Origin of the sequence: Shewanella sp. TB7-MNA-CIBAN-0143, assembly GCF_040310065.1 — a bacterium.
Lineage (GTDB): Bacteria > Pseudomonadota > Gammaproteobacteria > Enterobacterales > Shewanellaceae > Shewanella.
On record NZ_JBEOPL010000002.1, the window covers coordinates 204,333 to 228,480 of the forward strand.

General features: G+C 40.8%; 16 protein-coding genes and 1 other RNA gene. 10 read left to right on the forward strand and 7 right to left on the reverse strand.

Annotated elements, in window-relative coordinates; translation table 11 throughout:
• Positions 1-9: 9 nt before the first annotated feature.
• The 6 genes from AAEY97_RS02325 to AAEY97_RS02350 form a co-directional block, all read right to left on the reverse strand.
• Entirely contained in the window at positions 10-537 is a 528-nt protein-coding gene (locus AAEY97_RS02325; protein WP_011638074.1) for a MotA/TolQ/ExbB proton channel family protein, read from the reverse strand.
• Positions 537-1,892, reverse strand: a complete 1,356-nt coding sequence (locus AAEY97_RS02330; protein ID WP_101087812.1) for a MotA/TolQ/ExbB proton channel family protein — start codon at positions 1,890-1,892, stop codon at positions 537-539. The genes AAEY97_RS02325 and AAEY97_RS02330 overlap by 1 nt, the downstream gene beginning before the upstream one ends.
• Positions 1,892-2,674 (reverse strand): DUF3450 domain-containing protein, encoded by a 783-nt coding sequence (locus AAEY97_RS02335; RefSeq protein ID WP_162022714.1) that lies wholly within the window; start codon positions 2,672-2,674, stop codon positions 1,892-1,894. Before AAEY97_RS02335 ends, AAEY97_RS02330 begins: the two co-directional genes overlap by 1 nt.
• Positions 2,675-3,058: 384 nt before the next feature.
• On the reverse strand, positions 3,059-4,018 hold the full coding sequence (locus AAEY97_RS02340) for a class I SAM-dependent methyltransferase (RefSeq protein ID WP_350996246.1): 960 nt from the start codon (positions 4,016-4,018) through the stop codon (positions 3,059-3,061).
• Between the two features lie 103 nt (positions 4,019-4,121).
• A complete protein-coding gene (locus tag AAEY97_RS02345) occupies positions 4,122-6,734 on the reverse strand; it encodes a TonB-dependent receptor (RefSeq protein WP_350996249.1) in 2,613 nt (870 codons plus the stop codon).
• Between the two features lie 574 nt (positions 6,735-7,308).
• Positions 7,309-9,708: a DNA polymerase II gene (locus AAEY97_RS02350; protein WP_502959427.1), complete on the reverse strand. Its 2,400-nt coding sequence runs from the start codon at positions 9,706-9,708 to the stop codon at positions 7,309-7,311.
• 114 nt (positions 9,709-9,822) lie between these two features.
• Here AAEY97_RS02350 and dinG point away from each other — a divergent pair, with 114 nt between their 5' ends.
• The 6 genes from dinG (at position 9,823) to AAEY97_RS02380 (ending at position 15,395) form a co-directional block, all read left to right on the forward strand.
• Positions 9,823-11,898, forward strand: coding sequence for an ATP-dependent DNA helicase DinG (dinG, locus tag AAEY97_RS02355; RefSeq protein WP_350996255.1), 2,076 nt, complete (start codon positions 9,823-9,825; stop codon positions 11,896-11,898).
• An 8-nt stretch (positions 11,899-11,906) separates the two neighbouring features.
• A complete protein-coding gene (locus AAEY97_RS02360) occupies positions 11,907-12,680 on the forward strand; it encodes a TSUP family transporter (protein WP_350996258.1) in 774 nt (257 codons plus the stop codon).
• Positions 12,677-13,339, forward strand: a complete 663-nt coding sequence (locus tag AAEY97_RS02365; protein WP_101087800.1) for a primosomal replication protein — start codon at positions 12,677-12,679, stop codon at positions 13,337-13,339. Before AAEY97_RS02360 ends, AAEY97_RS02365 begins: the two co-directional genes overlap by 4 nt.
• Positions 13,340-13,348: 9 nt before the next feature.
• Positions 13,349-14,071: a DUF2057 domain-containing protein gene (locus AAEY97_RS02370; RefSeq protein ID WP_350996261.1), complete on the forward strand. Its 723-nt coding sequence runs from the start codon at positions 13,349-13,351 to the stop codon at positions 14,069-14,071.
• The gene (locus AAEY97_RS02375) at positions 14,071-15,012 is read left to right on the forward strand and encodes a histone deacetylase family protein (RefSeq protein ID WP_350996264.1); all 942 of its coding nucleotides are present in this window, start codon (positions 14,071-14,073) and stop codon (positions 15,010-15,012) included. Before AAEY97_RS02370 ends, AAEY97_RS02375 begins: the two co-directional genes overlap by 1 nt.
• A gap of 80 nt (positions 15,013-15,092) precedes the next feature.
• Positions 15,093-15,395, forward strand: coding sequence for a late competence development ComFB family protein (locus AAEY97_RS02380; RefSeq protein WP_101087795.1), 303 nt, complete (start codon positions 15,093-15,095; stop codon positions 15,393-15,395).
• Between the two features lie 214 nt (positions 15,396-15,609).
• Here AAEY97_RS02380 and ffs read toward each other — a convergent pair.
• An RNA gene (ffs, locus tag AAEY97_RS02385) (signal recognition particle sRNA small type) lies at positions 15,610-15,706 on the reverse strand.
• Between the two features lie 607 nt (positions 15,707-16,313).
• Between ffs and AAEY97_RS02390 the strand changes: the two genes are divergently transcribed.
• The 4 genes from AAEY97_RS02390 to AAEY97_RS02405 all read left to right on the forward strand — a co-directional run bounded on the left by AAEY97_RS02390 (position 16,314) and on the right by AAEY97_RS02405 (position 23,924).
• Complete coding sequence (locus AAEY97_RS02390) at positions 16,314-18,488, forward strand: OmcA/MtrC family decaheme c-type cytochrome (RefSeq protein ID WP_350996267.1); 2,175 nt, start codon at positions 16,314-16,316, stop codon at positions 18,486-18,488.
• A gap of 287 nt (positions 18,489-18,775) precedes the next feature.
• Positions 18,776-20,737, forward strand: coding sequence for an OmcA/MtrC family decaheme c-type cytochrome (locus AAEY97_RS02395; RefSeq protein WP_350996270.1), 1,962 nt, complete (start codon positions 18,776-18,778; stop codon positions 20,735-20,737).
• A gap of 97 nt (positions 20,738-20,834) precedes the next feature.
• Entirely contained in the window at positions 20,835-21,824 is a 990-nt protein-coding gene (locus AAEY97_RS02400; protein WP_502959425.1) for a DmsE family decaheme c-type cytochrome, read from the forward strand.
• 12 nt (positions 21,825-21,836) lie between these two features.
• Positions 21,837-23,924 (forward strand): MtrB/PioB family decaheme-associated outer membrane protein, encoded by a 2,088-nt coding sequence (locus AAEY97_RS02405; protein ID WP_350996273.1) that lies wholly within the window; start codon positions 21,837-21,839, stop codon positions 23,922-23,924.
• Positions 23,925-24,148 lie beyond the last annotated feature (224 nt).

Below are 24,148 nucleotides of genomic sequence, written 5' to 3' on the forward strand. Positions count from 1 at the left end.
AATCTCTCTCTAGTGGTGAGGCATGCTGTCTTTTAGCTTTTCTAAACTGATTCTCATTTTTGAGTCTAAACGTGTGCTAAAGAAAACACCCGATAGAGCTGCAACCATTCCTGCCATTGTCGGCATTGTGGCCATAGAGATACCAGCGGCCATTAAACGAGCATTACTCGTCCCCTGAACTGCCATCACATCGAATACTGAAATCATACCGGTTACAGTACCTAATAGACCAATCATTGGACAAATGGCTACTAGGGTTTTGATTAACAGCATACGTGCATTCAAATCTTGCTTCGCTTGGGATACCCAAGCTTCACGGATACGGTGAGCATGCCAAGAAGTTGTTTCTTCTCTTGCTTCCCATGAGGCGATAACGGCTTGATGTTGTTTTGGAGATATCCAATTTAGATACCAATAACGTTCAAGCATTAACACCCACATTAGGAATAGCACAGCTGCAACCAGCCAGAGGACATCGCCTCCGGAGGCCATGAAGCCCCTGACGGAATCCCATACGTCCATCAGGATTAGCATCATTAGTCAGCCCTCTTCTCAGCATGTTCTGCAATGATACCGGCACTTTGTTCTTCAAGAACTTGAACAATAGACTTACTACGAGCAACTACGATTGCATGTAATAACATTAGAGGCAATGCAGCGATAAGACCTTGAACAGTCGTAATAAGCGCCATAGAAATACCGCCAGCCATCAATTTAGGGTCACCAGTACCGAATAATTGAATAGATTGGAAGGTTGCGATCATACCGGTAACCGTACCCAATAGACCCATCATAGGAGCGATAGCTGCAATAACTTTGATGATTGAAATACGAGCTTCTAAAGCTGGTGTTTCTTTTAAGATAGCTTCATCAAGTTTTAGCTCAAGCGTTTCAACATCAACATCTTTATTTGACTGGTATACTTTAAGAATACGACCTAAAGCGTTGTTACCAGGGTTTTCGATGTTTTTACGTTGGCTATTAACTTTAGTACCAATGATAGTCAGAGTCACTAAACGCTCAACCGCAATCAACATACCTAATGCTAACAATGCAAGAATGATGTAACCAATCGTTCCACCGGCTTCTAAACGATCTTCTAAACTAGCTTTGTTAGTAAAGATGTTTAGTAACACGCCACGAGCTGGATCGATATAGAAAGGAGCAACACCTGAAGTAGTATTTTCCCACGTATCAACGGCACTAACCTGGTAGCCTTCTGGTTGCTGTGATAATTGTTGAATTAAACCAAGTTCAGGTTTGTAAACAACATATTTACCTTCAGCAGTTAAGTTGAAAGGACCTACACGGTGAATTGCAGTATTTACTACATTGCCATCGATAGCAGTAACATCACCATCAAATTTAACAACTTTACCTGACTCAACCATTTCAAATAACTGTGCTTCCCAAAATTGTTCTAACTCTTCAATTTTAGGCAGTGATTTACGTGCACCCAATTCAGCAATAAAGGTGTCACGACCAGGAAACTGAGCACTGATGTTAGACGCAGCTAACTTACCAGCGAAATCACCGGCTTCACCTTTAACAACACCAAACATTTCACCCAAGTCACCTTGAGCAGTTTTTAAGTCTTCTTCTAACTGAGCAATTTTACGCTCGTTGTCCAAGAATGCTTGGTTCAAATCTTTGCCACGTTGCTTTTCAGCAGACAGGGCATTTTTTTCACGCTTAAGTAATTCAGCTTTATCGCCACGTTCCGCTTGAAACTCTCTTTCACGCTTAGCGTTTGTCTTACCTTCGTTAGCTCGGTCGGCTTTAACTTGCTGTAACAGTTGACCGATAGTTTTTGGTGCATCTGCAGCAGAAACCATACCAGCTGTTAAAGAGAAAGTTGCAGCTACTAGCACTGATGTAATTAACTTCTTCATTATTGTGCAGTCTCCGCAGCAGGAATTGGTAATGCGAATAGGTCTAGAGCGCCTTGCTTACGAGCAATGCGGATACCTTTAGTAATATCACGTAGGTAGCTATCGTCTAACTTATTCCAAGACTTCGCATCTGCGTCGTACATCCATGCTATTTTCTGATCCAAGCTCTGTGCATAAAGTGCAACGCGGCCTAAATTGAAGAAATCAACTAGCACTTCTTTACCGTCTAGATTTAACTTACCGGTATGAACTGCTACAAAGCTACCATACTCACGCTCAATGCTATAAGCATCAAGGATTAGACGGTATTTTTCTGCCAATGTAACTTCAGCAGTATCAAGGATATCTTTTAAATTCTTAACACGATTCTGACGAGTCTCAATGTTAAATGGTAAATCTAAATTTACGAACTGCTCTAAAGCGTCAACCATTTTAAACATTAATGGCACAACACCCTGACGCAGTTTATCCACGCCGTTGATATCAGTTTGAATTAAATCAAGTGAATTTTGTTGATCAGCTACCAAGCCTGCAACGTAATCATTATATGCTTTCAATGACTCACGCTCATCAGCTACGCTGCCATACTCAAAAAGCATGTCTTGTGCTTGGTCAAAATATTTGTCGACTTTCTGTTGTGACGCAGCTGAAGCAGCATTAAGGCTGCTATCTGCTTTTTGAACGTCAGCTAGAGGATCTGCAACAACGAAGTTGCTACCAGCTAAAGCCAGAGCGCCAACAAGTGCAGTAGCGATTTTTGTTCTATTGCTTACCTTGGACATAGTTCCCAACCAATTTGAAGTGAATTAAAAAGTTCAACTTTGCAAAATAACGATGATCTAAAATTGTTAATCAATGTTACTTCAACTAAGCACGTCTTTTTCTTGTGATTGTTAGTTTTTCTTCCCTTTTCTACACCTATTAAAGCGTAGACCCGTTGGCATCATTTCACAAAATGTTGACCTATGTCAACATTTGCAAAGTTTAAAAACTTGTGGAAAGAGCTGTTAGAGGCGTTAATGTTGTCGAAAGGTTAATAAATAAACGTCTTCAACATAAATGTGTCGTAATTTAATGCTAAGAGAAAAATATTACTTGTTTTTATTCAATTAGTTATAAAACGCTGTCAATTCAATAATACAATGTATTTAGCCTTTTCCTCATTACTAAATAAATTTTGAACCATGTAAATACCAGCCTAAGACTTCATTTTGTTCATTATTTAATACTTTGAGTTCATTTAATATCATATTATTTTGGTGAAATTTAGCTATAAATGTTGCCAATTTAGTTTCATCAAATGAAGCGTTCACTAACTCAGCTAACCGTAGTCTTAACGTATCCATTTGTATTGTAATAAATTCAATAAATTCTAACTTTTTTGCAACAGGCCAAAATAATCCAGCTTTAAAAAACTGAGCCACGAAACGCATTAAATCACAATCCTGAGCGGCCGACTCATCAAACATGACTAATAATTTAATCAAGTGATTGATTTCTGCTCTAATTTGCTCACATTGAAGGTCTTTCTTAATTCGCTCAACATCTTCTTGATTGCTGATATTGCCCATGGCATTTGCCATTTTAGCTAAACAATTAATTAATAAATTGACTTCTGCTTTATCAATTAACGTCAAAATCCTTCTATTACGGTTAAGGATCATTGAACGATTATGATGACAAACAATAACAAATTGGCCATCGTCCTTTAATACTCTAGCCGCTTCTTCAAGTGACAGCTCGACATTTGAATACTCAAAACCAAATTGAGATATATAAAGGTCAACGGAGTTGGGTTCAAAAGGAAGTTGTTCGCAGCGAGTATTAGACATTAAGGCTATGTCTATATTTTGATTGTTGTTACTTACTGAGTTGGCTAAAGTAACCTCTGCTAAATCAACACCAATAACCTTACCCGTTAGCTCACCTTTTGATAACCCATCTCGTAATAACAGCGGTAACGAACCATTACCCGTGCCAACATCAACTACCAAAAAGCCTTCTGTAAGAGCGCTAAATACCGGCTCCCATACACTTTTTAATACACCTTCGTAATTACCTGATAATGCCTCACCGAATGAAGTTGTGTGTCCTTGCTGCCAATATTCACTCCAGTGACTATTCATTTAAACTCCCCCCTCTTAACCACAACATATTGCTACATAATATACCAAGTAAAAAGGCTCCCGAGGGAGCCTTTCTTATATCTAATTAATAACTAATCAGAATTTAGAACTTAAGTGTATAACTTGCACGATATTCACGACCGTAGTTGTTATACAGGTCAGGATTATCGTATGAGCCTACAGAGCTCAATACTGGATCTTCATCTGTTAGGTTATTGATACCTAACAATACAGAACCATAATTACCTGCGTCATATACATAACTTAGGTTATGGATTAACCATGAATCTAAGTGACCAGTAGCATCATCTTCATATGTAGATGATGTATAGCTCATGTTCCAAGACAGTCTATGGTCGCCCATGCTGTAATTAGTAGTGAAGTTAGACTTATAGTCAGGTGAACCATTCCAACCAGCGATATCAACCGCTGCAGAACCACCTTCAACTTCTTCGATATAATCTAGCACAAAACTGTTGTTCCAGTTGAAGCCGATATCACCGATTGCAGTTTCAAACTTAGCGTTTAACGCTACGTCAATACCAGTAATTTCTAGCTTGTCACCGTTACCATAACCAGTACCGACTTCTAAAGCACGACCTAATGAACCATCAGCGCCATTAGGTGCACGATTAACGTAGAAAGTTTCATTTTCTACTAGCGTACCAGCAGCAACACCACGCATAACGTTAGTAATTGTGCGGCTGTTAATAACATCATCGATGTTCAGGTTAAAGTAATCAACCTTGATCCCGATGTCATCAACGATATCCCAAGCAACACCTAAGTTTATGTACTCAGATGTTTCAGGACCTAAGCCAGTGTTAGCACGAATATATGTGTCGTACTGTTTTGAACTACAATCTGCAGCAGAGATACCTGCAGATTCACAGAACGGGTAATCGGTACCTGTATCAGCACTGAATGTTGTTGCAGCGTATAATTGGTTTAGAGAAGGTGCGCGGAATGCTTCTGAGTAAGATGCACGTACTACTACGTTCTCAAGCGCTTGCCAGCGAATAGATGCTTTTGGCGCTACGTTGTCACCAAAATCACTGTAGTCATCGTAACGAGCTGCAAGGTTTAATTCAATGTCATCTGTTAACGGTAGAACCGCTTCATAGAACATTGCCCATACTTGACGATCGCCACCTGCAGAGTTACCCGCACTACCACCGACTAAGCCAGCTTCAGACTGTGCGTCATACACTTCGCTAAACTGTTGGTCGAAATATTCCATACCTACGTAATGTGCAACTGCACCACCTGGTAATTCGAATGCATCAAAACCAATACCAGCACTGTACTGATCAAAAGTAGCACGGCCTTGTGTTAACGTTGTGGCTTTCATGTTATTGACGCCGGCTTCAGAGCCTAAATCAATATCATTTGCTTGGTTATAAGCAAGGCCAGAATAGCTTAAGTAATACTCACCAATAGACTTGTTATCGGCGATATTGTGATGGTAGTAAACTTCCCACTCAGCATCGTTTAGTGCACTAATAGTACCGCGTAAACCTGTTAGGTAATCTTGGTTGTAATCGTCTACGTTACCGTCACGAGTACCAATACCCACCCAACGGAAATAACCTGTTGTTTCTTCACCGTATGGGTTATTTGGGTTATCTGCTGACATGCTATTCCAAGCTGCAGCTGGAGGCGCGTAACGACCAAACGAGTTACCTTGAGTTACCATTACACGACCAAACCATTCTACGTCTTCTGCAACTTCATAGTTAGCATCAACATATACTGTATTACGCTCTGTAGATGCTTTGTTATAAGAAACGTTAGCAAACGCATACATACAGTAAGTAGAGCCAGCTCCACCCCAATCGTTGTCTGCTTTAACAGTTTGGAATACATTTGAACCGTATTCTGATTCTAAGTCATCACATAATAGTGATGCTTGAGCAGTAGAGAAATCAGGTGCGGCAACTGTTGCGCCATAGATACTCCAACCTTTAGTTTCTTCGTAAGCTTGGATTTCACCATCGCCATTGAAGTCTGTCATGCTCGCCGCAGTATATGGACGATCTGCGTCTGAAATGCCTTTACGGTCTTGATGGTCGAATGAGAAAGTAATGTTACCTTTATCCATTTGATAACCAGCAACAACCGAGAATTCTTTACTTGTTAAACCACCGTCCTGGTCGCGTGAGCCACCGCCAACGTTGAATTCAATACCTTGGTAATTCTTTTTCATGATGATGTTAACAACACCAGCAATTGCATCAGAACCATAAGTAGAAGATGCGCCGTCAGTAAGAATGTCGATACGTTCTACTGCAGCCATAGGAATAGCGTTCAAGTTAGCAGATGCACCACCTAGCGTTGGTGAACCTGGGAAACGCTTACCATCAATAAGTACTAAAGTACGGCTTGAGCCTGCACCACGTAAGTTGATAGTTGCTTGAGATTGTGCAGAACTACCTGAACGTTCAGAGAATGATCCGAAAGAGTTCAAGTTACTGTTACGAAGTGCATCAGCAACTGTAAAGTTACCTTCCATCTTCATATCTTCAGTTGTAATGGTCGTAATTGGCGAAGCGCCTTCAAGGTCAGAACGCTTAATGCGCGAACCAGTAACCTCAATACGTTCTACTTTTGCGCCATCTTCATCAGCAGCAAAAACTGCTGGCGAAGCAAATGCAGCTGCTGCTGCACCACTGATCAGTGCTAAACGCACCGACTTAGCTAATACGTTCTTATGCATTGTCTATCTCCCTGGACTTTTTTATGTCTTTCTTATAATGCTAACAACCTTTTTAGGTGTTAGTTCAATGAGGGGATGCAACAAAAAACAATCACAACCTCTCAACTACAGGTGCAATAAAATCACATTTGAAACAACTAATCAACATTTGAAGTGTCGTAAGCGCAAAAGTTAATCAAATGTAACAACTTTAACTGTTAAGAAATATGAACAGGTAATTTTTTTTAACTTTATAAACAATAAGTTAAAGTTGTTTAGTTATTGTCGAAATAACATACCAAGTCTAAAGTTAAAAAATTAACCTACTGTTTTAAATAACTATTAATCTGGAGAAGGTAGTTTTTTATTACTTCTGGTAAACATAAAAATGTTAAGTGTTAATAAATAAGGCTATGTAAGTAATTGCTTAACATTAATCGTCTGGATAAATCTTCGTAGATTGGGTTTGCGAGGTTTGTGCGTCATCAAATAATGCTTGATTGCCTTTACTGAATTAAGAACGTAAGGACACGAAGAAAAACAAGCAATGTTAATTAACATTGAAAACTTAAGATTGGGGTGTTGGTAAGTTAACTTATAACAATAGAAGTTGATTATTCACCAATGAGTCAAAGCTATGGCCACACAGTTGCAGAATGGGCTCCGCGATAGGTTGAATTTGTTTACAAATATAGTATTCATAATCAATATTTTGTGGTTTTGCTTCTATGGCTTGTGCACCAGTGAGTGTCATTATATATCGAATCTGTTGTCCTTTTCGGGTAACACTTACGTCACCGAGTAGTTCGGCAAGCTGTTTTGCGGCTTTAACATGGGGTGACGACTTTGCGGTATAATCTTCAACATTGCGTCTTAATCGCTTTTTAAAAATAAGTTCATTATCTCGAGCACCGCACTTAATTGCTGCGATCTCATTACTCAAAAAATCAATAACATCCTCGCCCTTGAAAAACAATTCATATAAATGGTACTGCATCCTTCTTGCAATAGGGCTCCAGTCACTCCTCACCTGCTCCATACCTTTAAAGGTTAGAGTTAATTGTTGCTGATCATTTGACACCGCGCCGACATAACGCTTTTTACTGCCTTCATCCGATCCCCTCAAGGTAGGCATAATAAATTGTTCAAAGTGGGTTTCAAACTCCAGCTCAAGATAACTGTCTAATTGATATTCTTCTGCACACCATTGAAGCCAACGTTCGGTTATTGATACTGATAGTTGTTTACCAACCGCTTGAATATCTTTAATCCCATGATTATCTCCTAACCAGACAAAGGTAGAATCGGTGTCACCATAAATCACTTGATAACCGCACTCTTCTATCCATTGCTTAGTGAGTTTCATAATTTGATGACCGCGCATGGTAATCGAACTGGCTAACTTAGCATCATGAAATACACAACCTCGAGAGCCTAATACGCCATACAATGAGTTCATAATAATTTTTATCGCTTGCGATAACGGCGCATTTTTATCTCGTTTGGCCAGTTCTCTTTGCTCTGCAAGGCTGGCAACTAATGCAGGTAAAATAGGCGATTGCCGACTAAATTGAGCACCTAAATATCCAGCCACTGTCGTTGCATCATCTTTTACTTCACTCGCGTAGAGTCCTTCAACTAAGCCTTTAGGATCGATAAGAAATGTCCTAATAATCGACGGATATAGACTTTTAAAATCTAATACTAAAACATCTTTATAATAACCCGGTATAGAGGACATAACATATCCGCCAGGGCTTTCTAAACCTTGGCTCGCGGGTTGTGCGGGGGCCACAAAGCCACTTCGATGTAAGTGAGGTAAATACAAATGATAAAATGCAGCAATCGATGCACCCACGCGGCCGAACTCCAAGCCCGTTAACTTGGCGCGTTCAAGAGCAAAATCTAACAACTGTGTTTTTTCAAAAATATCCCACACTAGTCGGCAGTCGGTAATATTATAAAAAGCCAATGCATTTTTATCTTGTGCAAATAAATGAGTAATTTCTTGGCCACGATTTTCAACATGATCAATGGCTTTACCTTCGGCTAATAACTGCCTCGATACCGATTCTAACGAAAAACTATCAAATTGATAAAACGCCGCTTTAAGCCAATCAATACCATCCAAAACCACACGCCCAGGTAAAGATAATGTTTCCGGCCGATATTTGTCAGCCACTTTCCAGCTCAGTTCGCTATTACCTCTACCAATTAATAATGGAATTTGATGTAAAACACAGCGTTTGAACAACAAGGCTAAATCAAAGGTCACTACTGCCCAGCCAATAATAATATCGGGGTCATAGTCGCTAAACCACGCTATTAAATGATGTATCAGTTCAATCTCATTTTTTACCCAAACAATGAAGTCATTACATTCTGCTTGCGGTTCGCCCACCATATACACACATTGATAATCGGCACCATATAAACCAACCGAATAAAGTTCACCCGTAAAACTGCACTCAAAATCCAGTGAAACCATCTTCAAAGAGATATCAACAAGTTCGTTGGCGGGCATTTTTCTAGCCCGATTAATCGATAACAAAGGAATCGTTGAAGTTGAATTACGCTGTTGATAATGCCCTGAACACTCAATATCTAAGGCAATAAATCGTTCTATAAGGTAGCGTTGCTCAGACCTAATATCGGCTTCAAATAAAGTAATACCGATATCATTAGCTATGCGACTGAGTAATTTCAATTGGGTATTTGATTTAAGATACAAGGCACTGATAGGTTCATGTGCAAAGCTCATCAATGATATCGACTCAGCCTTAAGGGCAAAGCCGACTTTTTGACTTAATTGATTAACATCTTGCTGACGGCAGAAACAGATCACTTCACTGTGATACAGCTCTGCTAATACAGGTCCTTGAGCGGTTTTAATATAATATTGAAGCACTAATTGTCCATGCCGATAAATAGCATGACGAGTTAATACTCGTCCCTTCACATGATTATTGGTCGTTAGATTATCTGTCGGCGTCACAACGGGTTTGAATTCCGGCACAAGTTTACTCAATTTGATTTATTACTTCGTGGCATGCTAATTCACTGTTATTATGTACAGCATAATTCAGTCTATGTAGAAATCATACTTCCTATGCTACCGGATAACATAAAAAGTCAAATTCGCACCATTTATAAAGAAATTGCCGCATCTATGCCGCAATTTCGTTCTCGTCGCGAACAAAACTATATGGTAGCGGAAATATCAAAAACCTTAGCAGGCGAGTATGACAAAGACCGTCGTATCATTGTGGTTGAAGCGGGTACCGGCATTGGTAAATCTTTGTCTTATATCTTAGGGGCAATCCCTTTAGCCATCTCGAGTAAAAAGAAAGTCTGTATTGCCACTGCAACCGTGGCACTTCAAGAACAATTACTCCACAAAGATCTACCTTATTTTTTACAACAGTCTGGTATTGATTTTAAATTTGGTTTGGTAAAAGGTCGTCAGCGTTACGTATGTTTAGCCAAACTTGAAGCCATGATAGGGGCACAAGACAGCACACAAATAGCCATATGGCAAACTAAACCCGACCAAAGTCAAATTAACGAATTACAAAAATTGCATCAAGATTTTCATCAAAAACGCTGGAATGGTGAAATTGATACTTTAAAACACCCTATTCCTGATTTCTTGTGGCAACAAATTTGCTGTGATAAACACAGCTGTCATCGTCAAGTATCGGCACACCATAATTGCCCGTTTCATAAAGCTCGTGAAGATGTGGACACTTGGGATGTACTCATTGTTAACCACAGTCTGTTATTTGCCGATTTAGAACTTGGCGGCGGCGTCATTTTACCAGAACCAGAAGACATGTTTTATGTCATCGACGAAGCTCACCATCTCCCCATTGTCGCAAGAGACTTTTCCAGTGCTCAAGCCACATTGCGAGGAGCATGTGATTGGTTAGAAAAGGCCTCAAAGACCTGTTCTAAGTTGCAAAATCAGCTCAAAACCACCCATATTATTGCCCCTGTACAGGCCATGCTTGACCACACCACAGAGTTAACCAATTTACTGACTCAGGTTGCTCATTTTTGTGATACCCAACCACAGTTATTCGCTAACCCTGAATCCAGGCTTCGTTTTGAACATGGCCAATTACCACAATCGTTATTAATACAGGCAGAAAATCTGGCCACTGCATCAGGTTCCGCGGTAAAGCAATTTAATAAAGTGGTATCAGTGTTAAATGAAGCAATCAAAGATGGTGAAGTGCCTAAACATCAGTCGGAAGGGTTGTTATCAGAAACAGGTTTTATTTTACAGCGGCTAGATAACTTACATAAGTTATGGAAGATGATGGCCAAAGAAGACAGTAAAAAAGGCGCACCCATGGCGCGTTGGGCTGAATTAATTACCGGTAAACAACAAGATTATTTATTTTGCTCATCGCCTATAGAAGTTGGCTTTATGCTTGAATCTATGTTGTGGCAAAAAGCCGCTGGCGTGGTGTTGTGCAGTGCAACGCTTCGAGCCTTAAACAGCTTCAACCATTTTGCTCATCAAGTAGGCCTGTCAATGAATGATGGCAGCCGATTTTTAGCATTATTATCCCCTTTCGATTACGAAAATAATGCGACTTTATTTATACCTCAAATGGTTTGCGAACCTACGGACGAAAATTACACCACCGAACTTGCACAACATATTGTGACACTTATCGATGGTGAAATGGCCACATTAGTGCTGTTTGCCTCATATTGGCAAATGGATAAAGTGGTTGAGCTCGTCGAAGGTAAAATCCCCAAAGACCAGCTTTTTGTTCAAGGTGCTATTCCACGTCAACAAATATTAGAACAGCACAAAAAACGCTGTGATGAAGGTCTACCCAGTGTCATTTTCGGTACTGGTAGCTTTTCTGAAGGCCTCGATTTACCGGGCGATTACTTAACAAACTTAATCATTACCAAACTTCCGTTTGCTGTCCCGACCTCACCAGTAGAACAAGCTCACGCGGAATACTTAAAAGTAAAAGGCGGTAATCCATTTTTACAGCTGACAATTCCTGATGCTTCACGTAAATTAGTCCAAAGTTGTGGCCGACTGTTACGAAAAGAGCAAGATTATGGCCGAGTGACCATTTTAGACCGTCGTTTGGTCACTAAACGTTATGGCAAATCATTAATTGATGCCCTTCCTCCTTTTAGACGTGTTATTGAATAGGTATTGAGTTGGATTTATTATTAGACCCTAGCCATTGGGCTATATTAGCGGTCATAGGTATATTTGCGGGTTTTATTGATGCCATAGTTGGCGGTGGTGGGCTTCTGTCTATTCCAGCATTACTCACCGTTGGTATTCCGCCACATTTGGCATTAGGAACCAATAAATTAGCAGCTTGTTTTGGTTCTCTTACTTCGAGTTACACCTTTTATAAACAGCATTTATTTAACCCTGCATTATGGAAAACGTGTTTTTTTGCCACCTTGGTTGGGTCGATTGCAGGTTGTGGTTTAGTATTTCTGATTGACCCACAATGGTTAGACAAAATATTACCACTACTCATAATTAGTATCGCTGTTTATACCTTATTTAGCCCCAAAGCGATGGGTGACAAAAATATAATGGCCCCAAAATATCGCTCACCCAAATACAAGCAGATTAGCCAAGGTTTTATTTTGGGCGGATACGATGGGTTTGCAGGACCAGGTATTGGTGCTTTTTGGACGGTATCGTCTATCTCGCTGTATAAACTCCCTCTGTTGCACAGCTGTGGATTAGCGAGAGTCATGACCGCTGTGAGTAACATCACAGCACTCATTATCTTTGCATCCATGGGTCAAGTACAATGGATGCTCGGCTTGTGGATGGGGGTATGCATGATGGCAGGTTCATTTATCGGCGCCAGAAGTGCGATTCGATTTGGGATACCTTTTATTAAACCAATATTCATTATTATGGTATTGTCGATTGCAGTCCATCTTACGTGGAGTGCATGGGTATGAACACCCAACAATTGCTATCAATGTTAAAACAACAGCTCGCTAAACTTGAGCAAGACGCATTAATACACGACCAGAATTTGGCGCCTTCGCAACGACAGTCTTTACAAGAAATTGAACGATTTAACAGTCAGCTATTTGCCCAACAAGGAGCCCAACTAAGCCCTTGTATCACTCAGTTACGTCAAGATATTAAACAACTCGAAAAACAACTTTACCTTAAGTTGGGCAGTAATGTTATCCAACTCAGTTGTGATCGTATTCAAGACCGATTTAGTGCATTACGCAGAGCATTGCTAACCACTCACATCAACCTTAAATCCGAACAACAGCGCAAAGCCAGTAATCGAGCCCGATATGCAAAAAAACAACAACAAGCAATACAAGACAGCGGATTTGGTTGGATAGCCAGCAATGTGATGCAAAATAGCCATCAACTCTACGCTGAACTCAATAAACATTTAAATTGGGCAAAAAAAATAGAGCAAAAAATACAACAAATGGAAGCAACTCTTGAATTCTGTCATAGTGATGACAAAATAAAACTGCAAAATGATATTCTGTCTATGCATCGCCGTTTAGGAAAGTGCAAACAAGCAACCAGTTATATTGAAGAGCGTATTCAACTTTTTGAAAGACCTCGCCAAAGTTACCCACGTTAAGGAGCAACAATGAAATCTTTATTTACCACAAGTGCGCTTTTGGCATTTTTAACATCATCATCCGTCTTAGCAGCGAATTTAACCATTCCAATGTCTTTTGAGTACCTAGCGCTTGATGGTGCAGAAGTTGAAACCAGTATGTTCAATCATCAATCGGATTTAGCGTTAACCAATGGCACCCATAAAATTGCAGTCCGTTATCATGATGTGGTTGATGATTCCTTTAGTGACAGTCAATCTTTTGTAAAATCGACACCTTTAATTGTGACGTTAACGGTTGATGGCGATCATCAATATCTATTACAACCCGCTGACGGTGACGTTATCAAGAATCCAAAAGCATTCGCTAAAAAACCACAAATCAACATTAAACGCCAAGATAATGCAGCGGTAACTTACAGTGTAGAACAAACTAATTTTACTGAAGAGTCATTTATTACTAGCCTGTTTAACAATAAAAACCAACATGATATTGAAACCTTATCGGCTTCAGCTACAGGTAACGGCAGTCAACCAATACAAGCATTAGCAGTCAAATCAGATATTGAATCTGCTACGATGAGTGCACCAGTTATTGCAACTGTACCAGTAACGGTACCAGTAACGGTGCCAGCAACAACGGCGCAAAAACCGACTCCAGCACAAGCAGAACAAATGCTGCAATATTGGTGGTTACAAGCCGATGACAAAACGCGTAAAGAATTTATGGGTTGGGCAATCAAGCAACTTTAATGTCCGTGTCGATCCCTTTTGTTTACCACGCCAGCTATTCACTGCTGGCGTTACCTAGCACCCATCGTTTTCCAACCACTAAATATCACAATTTATACCAGCACGCGCTCAAACAACAATTGTTGTTTGAGCAATATCGCCATACGCCTACGCCAATATCGAAAGATTCGCTCTATACAGTGCATTGCTCGCAGTATGTCGAGCAATTTATCAATGGCACCTTAGACCATAAAGCCCAAAGACGTATTGGTTTCCCATGGAGCACAGCGCTAGTCACCCGCACCTTACACGCCGTAAATGGTACCCGTTTATGTGCTGAATTAGCGCTTAAACATGGAATTGCAGTTCACTTAACCGGTGGTTATCATCATGCGCACTATGATTTTGGCAGTGGTTTTTGCATTTTCAATGATTTAGTTATCGCGGCGAGATCAGCCATTGACTCAGGTAAAGCGGATAAGGTACTCATTTTTGATTGTGATGTTCATCAAGGTGATGGAACCGCGACACTCACTCAAGGCAGCCCAGATATTATTAGTTGCTCGATCCACTGTGCACAGAATTTCCCGTCCAGAAAGCAACAATCTGATCACGATATCGCTCTGGATAAAGGGTGTACCGATAAACAATATCTTGAACACATACAACAAATATTACCTTACTTGATACGCATCCATCAGCCAGATCTGATCATCTATGATGCTGGGGTCGATATTCATCAACATGATGACCTTGGATATTTCGCCATTTCGAATCAAGGTATTCTCGCTAGAGATAAACAGGTAATATCGATAGCACAAATGCATAGCATCCCACTTGCAGCAGTAATAGGGGGAGGCTATAGTCGTAATGAAGCAGAATTAACCATTCGACATAGCCAATTGTTAATTGCTGCCAATGAAATCTGGTCACCACAGTGTCAGGCAATGCAAAACCAATAACACTGCGTCACTAAATTAAACAAACATCTCGACATTGAAGCATATGTCGATAAAACAAACTGTCTCAATGGAGCGTAATAATGCAATTAGAGATCCGAAACTATTATGAAGTTCTATTAATGGAAATGCTGCGAGATGAAGGTCTAATGGAAGAGTTGCCAGAAGAATACTTAGCGGATTTATGCTGCGTCACGCTGAATCAGTTACCCGTCAGGTACATTCGCCATTTAGTTGATACGTATTTCTTCGAAAATTATCAAGAATTAAAACAGATGAAAACAGAGATAAGCGAAGCACTAGAACGTTCGAGACAATTCCTCAAAGCAAATTTGCAAAAACGCTTAAAAGAAGAAGCTGAAATCGCAGCAGAACAACAACAGTAATTTCACCGGCATTAGCTGATGCTTGCCATTAACTGATGTTTTGCCGGATATTGAATGAATATATTCTAGTAAGCACTGGTTATGGTAATTCCATGAATAATTTATTCATACAATACGGCTGTTTTTTGATTGGAATTTTTTGGTTAGAATCTTTTGGTTGCAATACTTTGTTGGAATTAATGCGGTGAAAATCATACGGGGAATATTGGAGGTTCCCCTAGAGCCACACCCCGGCACACGAGTCACTTGCTGCGGTTGCTCCCTTCCAGGCCTGGCCGAGTTCACAAGTTATCGTTGCGGGGGGACCCTAGGGTCACCATTGACTTCTGAACCATATAATACAAAGCTTATGTCTCAGAACAGGGCGATTATCCCCTAACCCATTGGCTGGATCAAGCCTTTATCCTAATAAGTTTTCAATCCTCTTCCTAACTGCGCAATACTTAACCTTAACTGGGAATACTAGATGGGATAAGGGATGGGTTAACCGACATAAATCGATCTATTCACAAGCCAAGTATGCCAAACACACTATTTATGTTGCCCATAATACGAATTCAGACGTGAATCATTAATCTATTGAACATAAATACATAGCCAGATGAAATAGAAAAACAGTGGTGAGATAATCGTTTATGACGTCGAGCACAAGTCACTGATGCAGGTTCACATCACTTAGCGTATTCAAGAATATGCTAATAACGGTATTAACACTTTGGAAATATCCTATTTATTTCAGTAATACCGGCAAATCTTCATCAAACAACGTTACCCATAAAGGAATAGTCAGATCTCAGTCACAACTCTAGACATAATTCAATGAGTAAGTGGCCAAGGTTAGCTAACATTAGATTTGAATAAAATCCGCACACTTATAACCAGTAGTGAATGCGAGATAACAAAAAATGCAGGGAATACATGATGAAGACAATAACAGTTAGTCCCGCTGCAAAAGCGGTATTGAGTGCAGGGCTTATTGCTCTAGCGCTATCGGGTTGTGGAGGCAGTGATGGTACTAATGGCGAAGATGGGCCAGATGGTATTATTGGTGTAAACATTGATGCGACATCTACCCTAAAAGCGACCTTTACCGATGCAACCGTAGTCGATGGAAAAGTCAGTGTTGACTTTATCCTTAAAAATGCCAATGGTGTTGCGGTATTGGGACTAACAAAAGATCATGACCTTCGTTTTGGTATCGCTCAATTAACCCCGGTTACTGAAATGGTCGGTGCTGATGGCGCTAAAGTCGAAGTCGACCGTGGTTATCAATGGCAGTCTTATATCAATACAACCAAGCAACCTAATGCAAGTTGGATCCCTGCTGATGAAACCAATATTGCTCCTTCTGCGCAATTTCAAGCTGAAGTGGAGGCTGCTTCAAAATGTGCCGACTGCTTAGTTGATAATCTAGATGGCTCATACTCATACACATTTCAAACCAATATTGCTCAAGTCATAGAGCCGTTAAGCATCACTTACCAAGCTGATGACACCCAGCGCATTACATTGGAATTAAAACAGCCGTTAATTACAGCTAATGCTCATTACGATTTTCAACCTTCTACTGGCTTAACCGAAGATATTGCATCACGCGACGTTGTCTCGATTAATGCTTGTTATACCTGCCATCAACCAGAAAGCTTAGCATTGCACGGCGGTCGTCGAATCGATCTTGAAAACTGTGCATCATGTCATACCGCAACATCTGGCGATCCTGAAACCGGTAATAGTGTTGATTTCACTTACATGATCCATGCCATCCATAAAGGCCAAGACCGCGTAACCAGCACTGTTGATGGCGATGTAGCCGCACCTTATAAAGTGATTGGCTATGGTGGTGGAGTACATAATTACGGTAACGTGATGTATCCGCAAAAACCTGCTGCCGATTGTAGTGCATGTCACGTCGAGGGCACAAACGCTCCCAAAGATGCCGCGCTGTTTAATGCCAATAAAAGTGATACCGCTTGTATTGCGTGTCACACAGAGTTAGCGTCTCAACAACATGTTGGTGTCGGCACAAATTGTACGTCATGCCATGTTGAAGAAGGCTATGGTCGCAGTGCAAAAGAAGCGCATGGCGATGTGATGAAAGCCTATAACGAAACCCAAGCGATGAACGCCGTATTCAGCGACGTAATAGTTACTGCTGATGGGAAATTCAGTACTACGATTAAATTTACTGATGCTTCAGCTAATGTTATTGCAGCAGAATTTATCGACCAAGGTAGCCGTATCGTTATGGCATGGGACAGCGACAAAAACTACCCAACGTATCAAGATGCCAGTTACAGTAATCGTCGTCTTAAATTAAGTGAAGGTACCGCCAACACAGATAATAGCTGGACCTTAGTTTGGGATAAGATCACCTTACCAACAGATTATGTGGGTAAAACATTTGAACTATGGTCAGCAGTCACAGCCTGTTTTAATCATGGTGGCTACGGCAGACCGGAAGTTAAACTAACGACTTGTAGTACTGATGATGTCCAGAAAGTGGAAATTAAAAGTAGCCCATACCATTTTGTTATGGCTGCAAGTGCAATAGACACTAGCCAAACCACTGCTACACGTAGAAACATTATCAACACAGAAAGCTGTCAAGGTTGCCATAACCAAGAAGTGTATCACTATGACAATGGTGTCAATTGCCAAACCTGTCATACCGCTGATAAGACGCTTAAAAATGACGATACTTACCCTGGTGGCAAAAAATCGACCAGCTTTGCCTTTAAAGCACACAGCGCTGAAGGTCATTACCTCAAATATGCCGGTGTTGAATCTGGAACCGTGTTGAAAACCGATTGTAAAACCTGTCATACCGCTGATGGGATCCAACTTGGTAGAGCCACTGACAGAGTATGGCGTTATGGCGATATCGATACTGGAGCCGATGTATGGATGTCATCAGATACTGGAGCATGTTTAAGCTGTCATCAAAAGTATCGTACTGATGCCACCGTGTCGCATATTGAATCTAATGGCGGTATTGTTGATGGGATCAGTGAGGACGATGCTCGTAATCGTGCATCAGAAATATGTTCTACCTGTCATACCGTAGACCGCGTCACTAAAACACATGGTTTTTAAACAGTAAAAAGAAACAACATTGGCGTTTTATCCATCAAAGACCTTAGTTTATAACTAAGGTCTTTTTGTTATCCGAACAATCCTCCCCCGTTAAACTGCGCATTTTACATACCTCTTTATTAATAGGCTGATCATCATCACACAATTACGTTCGTTTTAAAGACGAGTTGCTGTTTGTAACGTAATCTTAGTGTTGGGAAAATTAATTCCAACATCAACTTAACTGAATAAGATAATTGCAGAACATACTGCCAGTGAGTTAGATGGATGACCTTTGCAGGGAAAATATGATGAATAAAAAATACACAAAAATGGCATTGTTACTTGCTATGTCAGCATCAATGACACTGGTCGGTTGTGGCGGAGGCGATGATGGTGAAGCTGGTAATCCAGGAAACCCTGGTGGCGAGCCTGCTGAAGCAATTAAAACGCTAAACTTAGATATCACTAAAGTCACTTATCAAGATAGCAAACCGACTATTGAAGTATTTGCGACCAATGAAAAAGATCTCCCTGTAGCGGGTCTTAAAGACTTTGAAATTAAAAAAGTCGTCCAACTCATTCCAGCTGGCGCAAGTGGTGCAGGTAATTCAGCCCAATGGCAATTTATTGGCTCCGAAAAAGCTTTTACCGACCATGGTAACGGCAATTACAGTTTCACAGTCAATGTTGAAGGCTTTAACCCAGAGCTAACCCAACGTTACAATGTGATTGCAAGTGCATCAACCTTGCAAGACGGCGTTACCGGAGTGCCGCGTACTGAAATTACCAAAGATTTTGACGGTGAAGGATTTGAAGCTAAATACACTAAAAACATCGTCAGTGGCGCTACTTGTAATACCTGCCATGCAAAGGGTGAAAGTATTTATCATAGCTACACTGATTTAGAAACCTGTACATCTTGCCATACCAACGAAATGGCCATTGAAAAAGACAAGGTTCAAGTTGAGTTCAGTCACTTAATTCATAATGTTCATAACAATGCCAAAATGTATGGCCGCAACTTGGACAAGAGTGCAGAAGCAGCGCATGCGATAGTGCAAGATAATTGCACCACTTGTCATGTTAATTCAGAACAACTGAGCGAATCGAACAACTGGTCTCGAATTCCAACCATGGAAGCCTGTTCAAGTTGCCATACCGATATTGACTTTAAAACGGGTCAAGGTCATCCGCAACAAGTGGATAATTCAAATTGTATAGCTTGTCATAATGCAAGTTGGACAGAAGAATTACACACAACTTCGTATACTCAGAAAAAAGCATTTATCGATTTATACGGCATGACAGCAACACTAACGGCTAATAAATCAAGCACTGAAGACAAGTCAGCTACCCTATCGGTAACGATTTTAGATGCTAATGGTACGGCCATTGATGCTGCAAGCTTAGTCAGCAAAATTCAACGAATTGAAACCATCACTAACGTCGGACCTAACTTCCCAATTATGGGATATAACCCTAGCCCAGGAAGCGGTTTAGCCAAAATCAGTAAAGACTTTATCAAAGCGGGTCTGTTACAAGCCGATGTAGTCATTGAATCAGGTAACTTAGTCTATAACATTGCATCACTGCCATTTGGCGCAGGCGACACAGATACCGCCTTTAGCTTTATTGGTCTTGAAATGTGTAACGATGGTATTCAAGCCATTGATTGTGTCGACGGCGTAGCAACTACCAGCATGAAAGCCGAGTTCACAGTAGGCACTTTCTCTGGTAATGCGCCTAGCTATCGTCACACTGACTCGGTCAATTTTGGTTCATGTGATAATTGCCATGGAGATACTTTTGAGTTGCATAAAGGCCACCATGCTGGTTTTGTGATGTCAGAACAATTAGCTCGTGAGCTTAATGGCGAAGTCACCATAGGTTTGGATGGTTGTGTAGCTTGTCATACGCCAGATGGCACTTATGCTTCTGGTGCTAATCAAGGCGCCATTGAAATGAAATTGCACAGTGTTCATGGTGAGCAAGGCATTATCAAAGACTGTACTCAGTGTCACAGCGACTTTAATCTTGATGCATTCAAAGTTAAAGGTGCACTTGCTACGTCGCAAGGCCTTTATACAACACCTATCACTGCAACGTGCGCATCTTGTCATGGATTTGACACGATTTCGCAGCATGCACAAAGTCAAGGTGCGGTTGTTAATGGTAGCTATCAAGAAGCCAATGATGCTGCGCAGTTAGAAACCTGTTTCTTCTGCCATGCACCTACCATTGAAAACCACACACAAGTGAAGCTTTAATTTGTCCATTGAGAGAGAAGCCCTGCTTCTCTCTCATGCTATGGCTTACGTAATCAACTTGTTGATCATCAAAATGGACAAATTAGGAAGTCTACTTATGAAGACCACACATTCAATAAATACCTTATTTTTAGCCCTGCTCTGCCTTACTGCATCGACGCTGTTTATGTCGAGTCATGTACAGGCGGCAAAGTGGGATGCCAGCATGACACCGGCAGAAGTTGAAGCAACACTCGATAAAAAATTCGCCGAGGGGAAATACTCACCAAAGGGTGCCGACACTTGTTTAATGTGTCATAAAAAATCAGAAAAGGTCATGGACTTATTCAAAGGTGCTCATGGCGCAATTGATTCATCAAAAAGTCCAATGGCTGGATTACAGTGCGAAGCGTGTCACGGCCCACTAGGTTCACATAATCGTGGTGGTAAAGAGCCAATGATTACCTTTGGCCCAACTTCAACACTCGCTGCAGACAAGCAAAACAGTGTGTGCATGAGCTGTCATCTCGACGACAAACGCGTGGCATGGGACAGTAGTCATCACGCCAATGCCGATGTGGCATGTGCATCTTGTCATAGCATACATGCTGAACATGACCCAGTACTGTCAAAGCAAACAGAAGTCGAAGTATGTACCACTTGTCACACTAGACAAAAAGCAGACATGAACAAGCGCACCAGTCATCCAATGAAATGGAATCAAATGACCTGTAGCGACTGCCATAATCCACATGGCAGTTTGAGCGATTCAGATCTTGTTCAGCCAACAATCAATGAAACGTGTTATTCATGTCACGCTGAGAAACGCGGCCCAAAGCTGTGGGAGCATGCACCCGTAACCGAAAATTGCGTCAATTGCCATAATCCACACGGTTCTGTGAACGATGCAATGCTCAAAACTCGTGCGCCACAACTGTGTCAGCAATGTCATGCGAGTGACAATCACACAAGCAACGCTTATCTAGGTAACACTGATATGGGTTCAACAGTAAATGGTAATGCCTTTACTGGTGGTCGTAGCTGCTTAAATTGTCATAGTCAGGTGCATGGTTCTAACCATCCGTCTGGTAAGTTACTGCAGCGCTAAGGAGATTATATTATGAATACTAAATTGAACCTCATTACCTTAGCGTTACTCACTAGTACCAGCTTTAGCCTGATGGCTGATGGTTATGGCCTAGCCAATGCTAAAACCGACAACATTAAATATGATGCTTGGAATTGTAAGGCTTGTGCTGTCGAAACTGGTACCACTGGAAATGTCGGTGTTGGTATTGGTTACAACAGCGAAGACGATATTAACTCAGCTAACGCCTTTAATAGCAGTAATCAAACTGCTGGCAAAATTGATGCCGATATAAAGTATCGCGGTGACAATGGCTACCAAGCAAAAGTCGTCGCAAATAACATGGGCATGGACAATGGCCGTATGGAAATAGATGTCGGTAAACTTGGATTGTATCGTCTTAATCTAGGCTATCGCTCCATTGCGACGTATCAAAGCAACAATGCATTAAGCCCTTATCAGAATATCGGCAGCGATAATCTTACTTTAGCGGATAATTGGGTAACGGCAGGTTCAAGCTCAGATATGCCAATGCTTTATAGCAGTTTAACCCCATTTGAATTATCACTTAAACGTGAACGTGCCGGTCTTGGGTTTGAATATCAAACAGAATCACTGTTCACAACCTACGTTAATTTTCAACGTGAAGAGAAAACCGGAACCAAAGTTGCTTCTGGCAGTTTCTTCAACCAATCAATGATGTTGGCAGAGCCTGTTGATTACACCACCGACATCTTAAACGCTGGGATTAAACTCCGTGGTGATCACTGGTTTACCAGCATAAACTACAATGGTTCAGTGTTTAGCAATAACCACCAGCAGCTTGGTTTTGACAGCGCCTTTAACCCTACGTTTGGGGCACAAAGTCGTGGTTATATGGCGCTAGACCCAGATAACGAGGCCCATACTATTTCGTTAATGGGCCAATATAACGATTCCATTACCAGCTTAAGTGGCCGTTTACTCATGGGCCAAATGACCCAAGATCAGCAATTAACTAGCATAGGTTATGGCTATTCATTACCGGCAGATTCTATTGATGCAAAAGTTGATATCACCGGCATGACACTTAAAGCGGTGACTAAGCTCAGCCGAGCATGGCGTCTCACTGGCAGTTATGATTATAACGACAGAGAAAACAACACCCAAATCGAACAATGGACTCAAATTAGCATTAACGATGTTACCGGCAAAGTGCGGTATAACACGCCATACGATCTCACTACCCATAGCGCTAAATTATCCACTGACTATCGTATCAACCATGGTTTAAAACTAGATGCGGGTTATGATTTCAAACGAGATGAACGCAGTAATCAAGGCAGAGAAACCACTGACGATAATAACGTCTGGGCACGTTTACGCGTCAATAGTTTTGACATGTGGGATATGTGGCTTAAAGGTAGTTTGAGCAAGAGAGATGGTTCAGAATATAAAGCATCGGAATCGTCATCTGCAGAACAAAATCCGTTGCTACGTCGATACTATTTGGCCGACCGTGACCGCACTCAAATAGAGGCGCGCTTTAACCATAGCCCTATTGATAACTTGAACGTCGATTTTGGGGTTCGCTATGCATATGATGACTATACAAATACACAAATAGGTTTAACTGAATCAAAAGACACAAACTACGATATTAATTTGAGCTACATGATTAATGACGATATGAATGTTAATACATTTTATAACCATCAAATCATCAAATCTGCTCAATCTGGCAGCGCCAATTTAAGTATAGCGACTTGGCAAGCCGATATTGAAGACACTGTCGATGTTGTTGGTGCAGGCTTAAGCTACAACAATTTAATGGACAGTCGTTTACGCTTAGGCTTAGATTATACCTACTCAGACTCAGACAGTACTACCCAAGTAAGACAGGGAATTAGTGGCGATTACGGTGACTATTTTGCAAAAGTACATAACATTAATGTGTACGCACAATATCAAGCCACCGAAAAAATGGCCTTGCGTATAGACTACAAAATGGAAAAATACCTTGATAATGATGACGCCAATGATATTGAGCCAGATACCATTTGGAATGTCATGAGTTTAGGTAATTTACAGCATGACTACACTGCACACATGATCATGCTCAACGTGAGTTATAGTCTGTAAGTGATATCACGGTAATATAACCAAGTCGATCACATTAAAAATGACGCCAACCTTATCTAGGTTGGCGTTTTTATATCATTTGATTTAATGACCTTTAGACACAAAAACGGTCGCTAGCATCCTATTGTATAAAAAACTTGCAATTACACCAGATTTAACATTATATTAACAAGGTGAATAGCTTGTGATTGAAGTTTGGGCAAATGGATGTGCCCCCCATTTTA

What these genes read in the sequence shown, in the direction of transcription:
- AAEY97_RS02325 (WP_011638074.1), bottom strand. Translation starts at nt 537, where the DNA reads ATGATGCTAATCCTGATGGACGTATGGGATTCCGTCAGGGGCTTCATG.
- AAEY97_RS02330 (WP_101087812.1), bottom strand. Translation starts at nt 1,892, where the DNA reads ATGAAGAAGTTAATTACATCAGTGCTAGTAGCTGCAACTTTCTCTTTA.
- AAEY97_RS02335 (WP_162022714.1), bottom strand. Translation starts at nt 2,674, where the DNA reads ATGTCCAAGGTAAGCAATAGAACAAAAATCGCTACTGCACTTGTTGGC.
- AAEY97_RS02340 (WP_350996246.1), bottom strand. Translation starts at nt 4,018, where the DNA reads ATGAATAGTCACTGGAGTGAATATTGGCAGCAAGGACACACAACTTCA.
- AAEY97_RS02345 (WP_350996249.1), bottom strand. Translation starts at nt 6,734, where the DNA reads ATGCATAAGAACGTATTAGCTAAGTCGGTGCGTTTAGCACTGATCAGT.
- dinG (WP_350996255.1), top strand. Translation starts at nt 9,823, where the DNA reads ATGCTACCGGATAACATAAAAAGTCAAATTCGCACCATTTATAAAGAA.
- AAEY97_RS02365 (WP_101087800.1), top strand. Translation starts at nt 12,677, where the DNA reads ATGAACACCCAACAATTGCTATCAATGTTAAAACAACAGCTCGCTAAA.
- AAEY97_RS02370 (WP_350996261.1), top strand. Translation starts at nt 13,349, where the DNA reads ATGAAATCTTTATTTACCACAAGTGCGCTTTTGGCATTTTTAACATCA.
- AAEY97_RS02375 (WP_350996264.1), top strand. Translation starts at nt 14,071, where the DNA reads ATGTCCGTGTCGATCCCTTTTGTTTACCACGCCAGCTATTCACTGCTG.
- AAEY97_RS02380 (WP_101087795.1), top strand. Translation starts at nt 15,093, where the DNA reads ATGCAATTAGAGATCCGAAACTATTATGAAGTTCTATTAATGGAAATG.
- AAEY97_RS02390 (WP_350996267.1), top strand. Translation starts at nt 16,314, where the DNA reads ATGATGAAGACAATAACAGTTAGTCCCGCTGCAAAAGCGGTATTGAGT.
- AAEY97_RS02395 (WP_350996270.1), top strand. Translation starts at nt 18,776, where the DNA reads ATGATGAATAAAAAATACACAAAAATGGCATTGTTACTTGCTATGTCA.
- AAEY97_RS02400 (WP_502959425.1), top strand. Translation starts at nt 20,835, where the DNA reads ATGAAGACCACACATTCAATAAATACCTTATTTTTAGCCCTGCTCTGC.
- AAEY97_RS02405 (WP_350996273.1), top strand. Translation starts at nt 21,837, where the DNA reads ATGAATACTAAATTGAACCTCATTACCTTAGCGTTACTCACTAGTACC.